We start from the raw sequence: 6882 nt of genomic DNA on the forward strand, positions 1-6882 counted from the left end.
GTGAGCGCGACGAACAGCCCACCTTTTCTTTTGTGAATGAGGCCTCGAGATAAGCTCTATCATTGATAGGAGTGGACCGGGATGGTTGGAGATCGCGCTGATGCCATGCTTGAAGTCATGGATGAAGGCATGCATGAAGCCAGGCATGAGGGAAAGTATCGGCGGATCGAGGTGATCACCGGTCGGCGGCAGCGGCGGAATTGGACTGACGAGGAGAAGGCGCGGATTCTCGCGGAGAGCGCAGAACCTGAAGTGAACATTTCGGCTGTTGCGAGGCGCTGGGGCGTCAATCGCGGCTTGCTGAATGTGTGGCGACGGGAAGCCGGACTAACCTCTCAACGGTCGGCAAAGACTAGTTTGCCGCCTGCCGTGTTCGTGCCGGTGACAGTGGTTGGGGATGGCGCACGACACGAAGGCTCGCCATCGAATGCCCCAGAGGTTCTCGCTGGCCGAATTGAGATCGAGATTGCGGGCGCACGCATGACGGTCATCGGCTCGGTAGCGCCTGAACTGGCGCAGGCGATGGTAGCGGCGTTGCGAGGGCGCCGGTGATCGGAGTTTCGCCAAATGGCGTGAAGATCATGGTTGCGACGCAACCCGTCGACTTCCGGCGCGGCATGAATGGCCTGGTAGCTTTGGTGGCGTCAGCCCTTGCGGCCGATCCCTATTGTGGCGACGTGTTCGTGTTCCGCGCCAAGCGTCTTGATCGGCTTCGCTGCATTTATTGGGACGGATCAGGCATGATCCTAGCGACGAAGTGGTTGGAGGCGGGCAAGTTCGTTTGGCCTCCGATCCGCGATGGCGCTATGCAGATGAGTGCCCAGGAGTTCTCGCTTTTGCTGGCCGGCATTGACTGGACGCGCGTCAAACGAAACGCGGTGAGGAGGCCCTCAAAAGCAGGCTGATCCTATTGGTTTTGCTTGAAGATTCAGACCCGTGTGGTAGGGTCTGTCATGCCGCTTCGACCCGATCCCTTGCCCCAGGATGCTGCGCAATTGACCCGGATCATTCTCTCGCTCGACGAAGAGAATGCCGATCTCAAGGCGCGCGTTGCCTTCCTTGAGCGCCAGCTCTTCGGGACGAAATCGGAGAAGATGACGACGATCGATCCAACGCAGGCAATGCTCGATCTTGGCGATCTAGGCGACATTCCCGTTGCTGCCAATGACGATGTCGCGCCGGTCGATGAAGACAAAACGCAGGCACGGCGATCGCCAGCCCGCAATATCGGCCGTTTGCCGAAACACCTTCCGCGTTATGACGAGCTCATCGAGCCAGCGAGCAAGACTTGCCCCTGCTGTTCGTTCGAACTTCATTGCATCGGCACTGATGTCAGCGAGGCGCTCGACATCGTGCCTGCAGTAGTCCGGGTGAAACGGACGATCCGGCCACGCTATGCATGCCGGGCTTGCGAGAGTGGCATCGTGCAAGCACCCGCACCAGCACGCATCATGGACGGCGGCATGGTGACCACGGCGTTTGCAGCCCATGTCGCCGTTTCGAAGTTTGCCTGGCATTTGCCGCTGCATCGCCAGGCGCAGATGCTGGCCTCCTGCGGCGTCATCATTGATCGCGGTACGCTCGGGGCATGGGTCACGCGGGTCGCCTGGTGGCTCGAACTTCTCTACGATGCACTCACCGCCTTCATCCGCTCGCAGCCGAGGGTGTTCTGTGACGAGACGCCACTTCCGCGCCTCGATCCGGGGCGCAAACGAACCAAGGTCTGCCAGTTATGGGCACAAGCGGTTGACGATCGGCCATGGAACGGTCCGGCGCCGCCGGCGGTGGCCTACATTTTTGCCGAAAGCCGCAGCGCTCGCGAGATCGAGGGGCAACTGTCGTCGTTCGCCGGCGTGCTTCAGGTTGATGGATATCAAGCCTATAAAACCATGGTCAAACGACGCGGCAAGAGCAACGTTGCCCCCATGCGGCTGGCCTTCTGCCTCGCTCATGCACGGCGAAAGTTCGTTGACGTCGTCAAACTGACCGGCTCTTCGGAGGCCTTGTCGATCCTTGCCAGGATTGCCGAAATCTATCGCATCGAAGCAAAACTACGAGGGGAAGATGAAGATACCCGGCTTAGCGGCAGGCGTCGTGAGGCAGCTCCCATCATGAGAGAACTGAAGGTCCATCTCACCGAACTGAGCGACGAGGTGTCGTCGAAATCGGCACTTGGCAAGGCAGTCACTTACATGCTCAACCACTGGAGCGGATTGACAGCCTTTCTAGAGGATGGCCGGATCGAGGTGGACTCCAATGTCGTCGAGCGTTCCATGAAATCCGTGGCTTTGACGAGAAAGAACTCATTATTCGTGGGCAACGAGCGGGGTGGAAAGACCTTCGCTGTCCTGGCATCGCTCGTGAACACGGCAAAGCTTAACGGCGTGGACCCCGACGTCTGGCTTGCCGATGTGCTGGAGCGCATCATCTCCGGCAAAGTGAAAGCCAACGAGATGGAGAGCCTTTTGCCTTGGGCCTGGAAGGCGGAACGCGAAGCGATGACACAGCAGGAGCGACAAGCGGCATGACACAGAACAGCCAGGAGATGACGCCGCGACCGAAGCTCGATGACGACGCATTCGAAGCCTTTATCAGGAGACGTCGTCCGCCATCGCCTATCTGGTCAATGAGCAGACTCGATGGTTATCTTACGGCCCTCATCATCGGCCCCAGGTTCATCGACCCACGGCAATGGATCCCGGAACTGACCGGCCCGGATGCCCTAAACCTGCCGATGGAAACAACCGAACATCGGGCCGTGCAGACGATCGTTGCAGAGTATAATCGGATATCTGCAAGCCTTTCCGAGAGACCGAAAGACCACCGGCCAAGGTTCACCCAGATCGATGATCAGACCCTTGATCCATTTGATTGGGACATCTGCTTTCTCATTGGAACACGACACGCGCCAAGGCTTTGGCAGCCTGTCCTTCGAGGTCATGCCGTCACTGGGGATATCATTGCGCCGATCCGCAAGCTCGGCGAGGTAAAACGGAAAGCGACCCACCAGGATGCTGCTGCCGTCGCCGAAGCACTCGTCAATATCCGAACCTATTTTATGCCGAAGCGGGCAAAGCAGAAGTTCTGACCGAGAGCCAGAAAGCCAGAAACCTATTTAGTCAAATCACGAAAGCCGTGGGCCATTCGTTGCGCTCACGATTGAAGACGTCCCGCTCGTACGCTTAAATCATTGGGCAGGCTGTTGGAAGTTGACCCCTCGGTCGGCCATACGCGCGCTTTCATTGGCTGCTCTCGGCGCCGGAAGCCGCCGGGTGCGTCGAAGCTGATCGGGCTGACTGAGCGGATAGCCTTTCTGCGTAGGCTGGAGATTGATCCGTGGTTGCAGGCGCGCATATCATCGGACGATGGGACCAGATGATCCGCGGTGGTGCATTATGTGACTATCATTGACCCGCGCCACGGTCTTGCGGGTCAGCGTCTTGAGCTGGTGTCGGTCCAGTCCGGCCGCGGTGCGGCATTCGTTGTCGTTCGATTACCTGACGGACGCCGCCGTTCAATTCGCCGGTCGATAACCGATCTTGTGACCGTTTCGTTGGAAGCGCGGAGCGAGTCAGAATCGGCGCCTCGCGTCAGCGTTCGAACCCTGCTCACATTGATGCGCCATTTGAACAGCATGGTTACCTCCAGTTTCAAGGAGGTGATTCGCGATGAACGTGCAATCAAAACCGTACCGCGTAGCGTCTCAGTCCCTCGTAAAGCTTCTGACCCCGAGCACGACAGTCCCGCGTCCGTGGGTCGATCTGCCGCCGGAGACGCGGAAACAACTTGCTCAAAAACTTGTCCCCCTGTTGATGCGGATGCGGTCAATCCGTGTGCCGACAAAGGTGGATCGGCATGCTGAGAGCGACGAGTAGCCTGACAGCCAAGTCACCGCCGAGCATCGCGGCAAGCTTGCCTATATTTATGTCCGCCAGTCTTCCGTAAACCAGGTGCGGCATCATCAGGAAAGCACGGAGCTTCAGTATCGCCTCATCGATCGTGCCGTGGCTCTTGGCTGGCCACATGAGCGCGTGCACGTCATTGATGAAGACCTCGGCAAATCCGGTTCGGGCAGCGTCGAGCGTGAAGGCTTCAAGAAGTTGATCGCGGAGATCGGACGGGCAACGCGGGGCTCGTCATCAGCCTCGATGCCTCGCGGCTCGCCCGCAACAATCGTGATTGGCATCAACTCCTTGATCTGTGCGCATTGTTCGGCGTTATTATTGCCAACGGCGAACGCCTCTACGATCCTTGCGCTTACCACGACCGGCTCTTGCTCGGCTTGTTTGGCATCATGAGTGAGGCGGAGTTGCACCAGATCAGTCAACGCCTTCATCAGGGCGAGCGCCAGAAAGCGGCACGCGGCGAATTGCGCTTTGGCCTGCCCGCCGGATTGTCTCATGCCCTCTCGAGCCAGATCATTCTCAATCCCGATGAGGAGGTGCAGGCAAGGCTCTGCCTCGTCTTCAGCAAATTCCGCGAATTGGGAAGCGCGCGGGCGGTGATGCGCTATTTACGCAAGGAGAATTTGCCATTGCCAATGCGTCCTCTCCATGGTCCGGCGCCGCACGAAGTCGTCTGGCAAGAGACCACCAACCCACGGGTGCTCAGCATTCTCCCAAATCCCGGCTATGCTGGGGCGTATGTCTACGGTCGACGACGGCAGACTGGTGGGCGCATTCGTCAGGACGTGTATTTGCCACGCACAACCAAGGTTCCCATCGAAGACTGGGAGGTCTGTTTGCAAGCGGCCCATCCTGGTTACATCGGCTGGGAGGAGTTTATGGACAACCAACGGCGATTGGAAAACAACATCAACCACTACGAAGCCGGCCATACGGGAGCGCCGCGTAAGGGCGCTGCATTGCTGCAGGGCATCGCTGTCTGCGGGCGGTGCGGCCGGCGGATGAGTTTTCGCTTAGCGGCCCCGCAGGAAACTATCCCGTCTACACATGCCGTGCTGATGGCGGTCACGATGGAGGGCCGTTATGCCAGGAGGTGCGCGCTCTGCCCGTCGACTCACGCATCGAAGGCATTCTACTTGAGGCTCTGACGCCGGACAGGATCGCTATCGCCATCGCCGCACTGGGCCAGATCGAAGAGGAAGCACGTCAACTTGAGCGTCAATGGGCATTGCGGCGTGAACGGGCGCGCTACGAGGCGGAAAGCGCACGACGCCAATACGACGCAGTCGAACCCGAGAACCGCCTGGTGGCCCGGTCGCTGGAGCGGGGATGGGAAGAGAAGCTGCGTGCAGCCGAGGCCATAGAGCAGGACTATGAACGATGGCGGTCTGACGAACCCCTGGTTCTCAGTGAGGCAGATCGCGAGGGGCTACTGGCACACGGGGAAGACCTGCCGCGCATCTGGCGTGCCTCATCGACCACGGCGGCCGAGCGAAAGAGCATCCTGCGCCTCATCATCTGCGAAGTCGTTCTCGATCAAAAGCGCCTGCAAGGCCAGGTCTGGGTCAAGATCCTGTGGCAAACAGGAGCGACGAGCGAGCACTCTGTCCAAAGGCGCGTTCATACCTATGGCGACTATATCGATATCGACAAATTACGAGCGCGTGTGACGGAGCTGAACGCCGCAGGCAAAATGGACAAGGAAATTGCGTCCGTGCTGAACGCGGAAGGCTTCCTTGCCGCACAGAATTGCGCCTTCAAAGGTGACAATGTCTGGCTCTTGCGCAGGCGTTGGGGTATTCCAACCGTCAAAATCAACGGAACGAGCTCCAATCCCGCCAGGTGGCCGGACGGAACCTATTCCTTCAAGGTGCCGCAGCAGCTCTGGGCATCACACCTCAGGTCATCTTCGATTAGCTCGCCCGCGGATGGCTCAAGGGACACCAACTCGCCAAGGGCCAGCCGTGGCAAATCGACTTGACGCAGGACCAGATCGACCTTCTGCGCACTCGCGCTCAACGCAATAGACGATCGAGGAAACAGGCATCATGAAATCATTGGTGAGGGTAACGCTGCGTACTTTATTCTCGTGGGTTGCTTACTCGTAGCATGGGCGAGAACACACTACAGCGTAAACTCATAAAATTTCTTGGCATTTATCGACCGGCGTGATTCAAGGCTTCGAAATAGGGAAGCATTTGATGACACGTCGTCGCTACGAACTGACTGACCACGAATGGTCGATTATATCGCCGTTGTTACCCAACAAGCCACGCGGCGTTGCCCGCGTTGATGATCGGCGGGTACTGAATGGCATCCTCTGGCGGTTTCGAACGGGCTCGCCTTGGGCGGAAGTTCCGGAACGCTATGGCCCGCCGACGACCTGTTACAACCGCTTCGTCCGCTGGCGCAAAGCCGGGGTATGGGATCGGCTTCTTGAAGCGGTGTCCAAGGCCTACGATGGCGACATCGTCATGATCGACTCGACCTGTGTCCGCGTTCACCAGCACGCGGCCACGGGAAAAAAAGGGATGGAGACGATGGTGGCATGGGACGTTCCCGCGGCGGCCTTACGAGCAAAATCCATGCGCTCGTCGATGCCGAAGGTCGCCCGGTCAATCTGCGTCTGACTGGTGGACAGATCGCCGATTGTGCCGAAGCCGACGCGCTGACGGATGAGCTTGGCGAGGGGGACATCCTGCTGGCCGACAAGGGTTATGACACGAATGCCATACGGGCAAAGGCCGCCGAGAGAAAGGCCTGGGCCAACATCCCGCCGAAGAGTAATCGCAAGGGCTCTTTCGTATTTTCGCGCTGGGTCTATCGGCAACGTAATCTCGTGGAACGGTTCTTCAACAGGATCAAGCAGTTCCGAGGCATCGCAACCCGATATGACAAGCGCCCGGAAAACTACCTCGCCGCTGTAAAGCTCGTCGCAACAAGAATATGGTGCCAGAGTTTATGAGTCGACGCCGTA

The 6882-nt window shown here is 58.6% G+C and carries 8 protein-coding genes and 2 pseudogenes; 9 read left to right on the top strand and 1 reads right to left on the bottom strand.

Features of this window, described 5'->3' with window-relative positions:
- Positions 1 to 81: 81 nt before the first annotated feature.
- The 6 genes and pseudogenes from tnpA (at position 82) to AS026_RS44355 (ending at position 3862) form a co-directional block, all read left to right on the top strand.
- Complete coding sequence (gene tnpA / locus AS026_RS01990; RefSeq protein WP_062368489.1) at positions 82 to 552, top strand: IS66-like element accessory protein TnpA; 471 nt, start codon at positions 82 to 84, stop codon at positions 550 to 552.
- Positions 549 to 905, top strand: coding sequence for an IS66 family insertion sequence element accessory protein TnpB (tnpB, locus tag AS026_RS01995; RefSeq protein ID WP_028749713.1), 357 nt, complete (start codon positions 549 to 551; stop codon positions 903 to 905). Before tnpA ends, tnpB begins: the two co-directional genes overlap by 4 nt.
- Positions 906 to 953: 48 nt before the next feature.
- The gene (tnpC, locus tag AS026_RS02000; protein ID WP_028749712.1) at positions 954 to 2528 is read left to right on the top strand and encodes an IS66 family transposase; all 1575 of its coding nucleotides are present in this window, start codon (positions 954 to 956) and stop codon (positions 2526 to 2528) included.
- Positions 2525 to 3088, top strand: a complete 564-nt coding sequence (locus AS026_RS02005; protein WP_062368490.1) for a UPF0149 family protein — start codon at positions 2525 to 2527, stop codon at positions 3086 to 3088. Before tnpC ends, AS026_RS02005 begins: the two co-directional genes overlap by 4 nt.
- 93 nt (positions 3089 to 3181) lie before the next feature.
- A pseudogene (locus tag AS026_RS42895) lies at positions 3182 to 3390 on the top strand (hypothetical protein); the annotation flags it as partial.
- A gap of 7 nt (positions 3391 to 3397) precedes the next feature.
- On the top strand, positions 3398 to 3862 hold the full coding sequence (locus AS026_RS44355) for a DUF5372 family protein (RefSeq protein ID WP_160330085.1): 465 nt from the start codon (positions 3398 to 3400) through the stop codon (positions 3860 to 3862).
- On the opposite strand, the gene AS026_RS42590 is transcribed toward AS026_RS44355, so the two are convergent.
- Entirely contained in the window at positions 3825 to 4025 is a 201-nt protein-coding gene (locus AS026_RS42590) for a hypothetical protein (protein ID WP_051177331.1), read from the bottom strand. The two genes, AS026_RS44355 and AS026_RS42590, sit on opposite strands and share 38 nt — an antisense overlap.
- Before the next feature lie 113 nt (positions 4026 to 4138).
- On the opposite strand from AS026_RS42590, the gene AS026_RS43925 reads away from it, so the two are divergent.
- The 3 genes and pseudogenes from AS026_RS43925 to AS026_RS39030 all read left to right on the top strand — a co-directional run bounded on the left by AS026_RS43925 (position 4139) and on the right by AS026_RS39030 (position 6870).
- A complete protein-coding gene (locus tag AS026_RS43925) occupies positions 4139 to 5053 on the top strand; it encodes a recombinase family protein (RefSeq protein WP_328285796.1) in 915 nt (304 codons plus the stop codon).
- On the top strand, positions 4999 to 5886 hold the full coding sequence (locus AS026_RS42605; protein WP_007539282.1) for a hypothetical protein: 888 nt from the start codon (positions 4999 to 5001) through the stop codon (positions 5884 to 5886). Before AS026_RS43925 ends, AS026_RS42605 begins: the two co-directional genes overlap by 55 nt.
- 220 nt (positions 5887 to 6106) lie before the next feature.
- Positions 6107 to 6870 (top strand): annotated as a pseudogene (locus AS026_RS39030) (IS5 family transposase).
- Positions 6871 to 6882: the final 12 nt, after the last annotated feature.

This window comes from Rhizobium altiplani, assembly GCF_001542405.1.
GTDB classification, from domain to species: Bacteria; Pseudomonadota; Alphaproteobacteria; order Rhizobiales; family Rhizobiaceae; genus Rhizobium; species Rhizobium altiplani.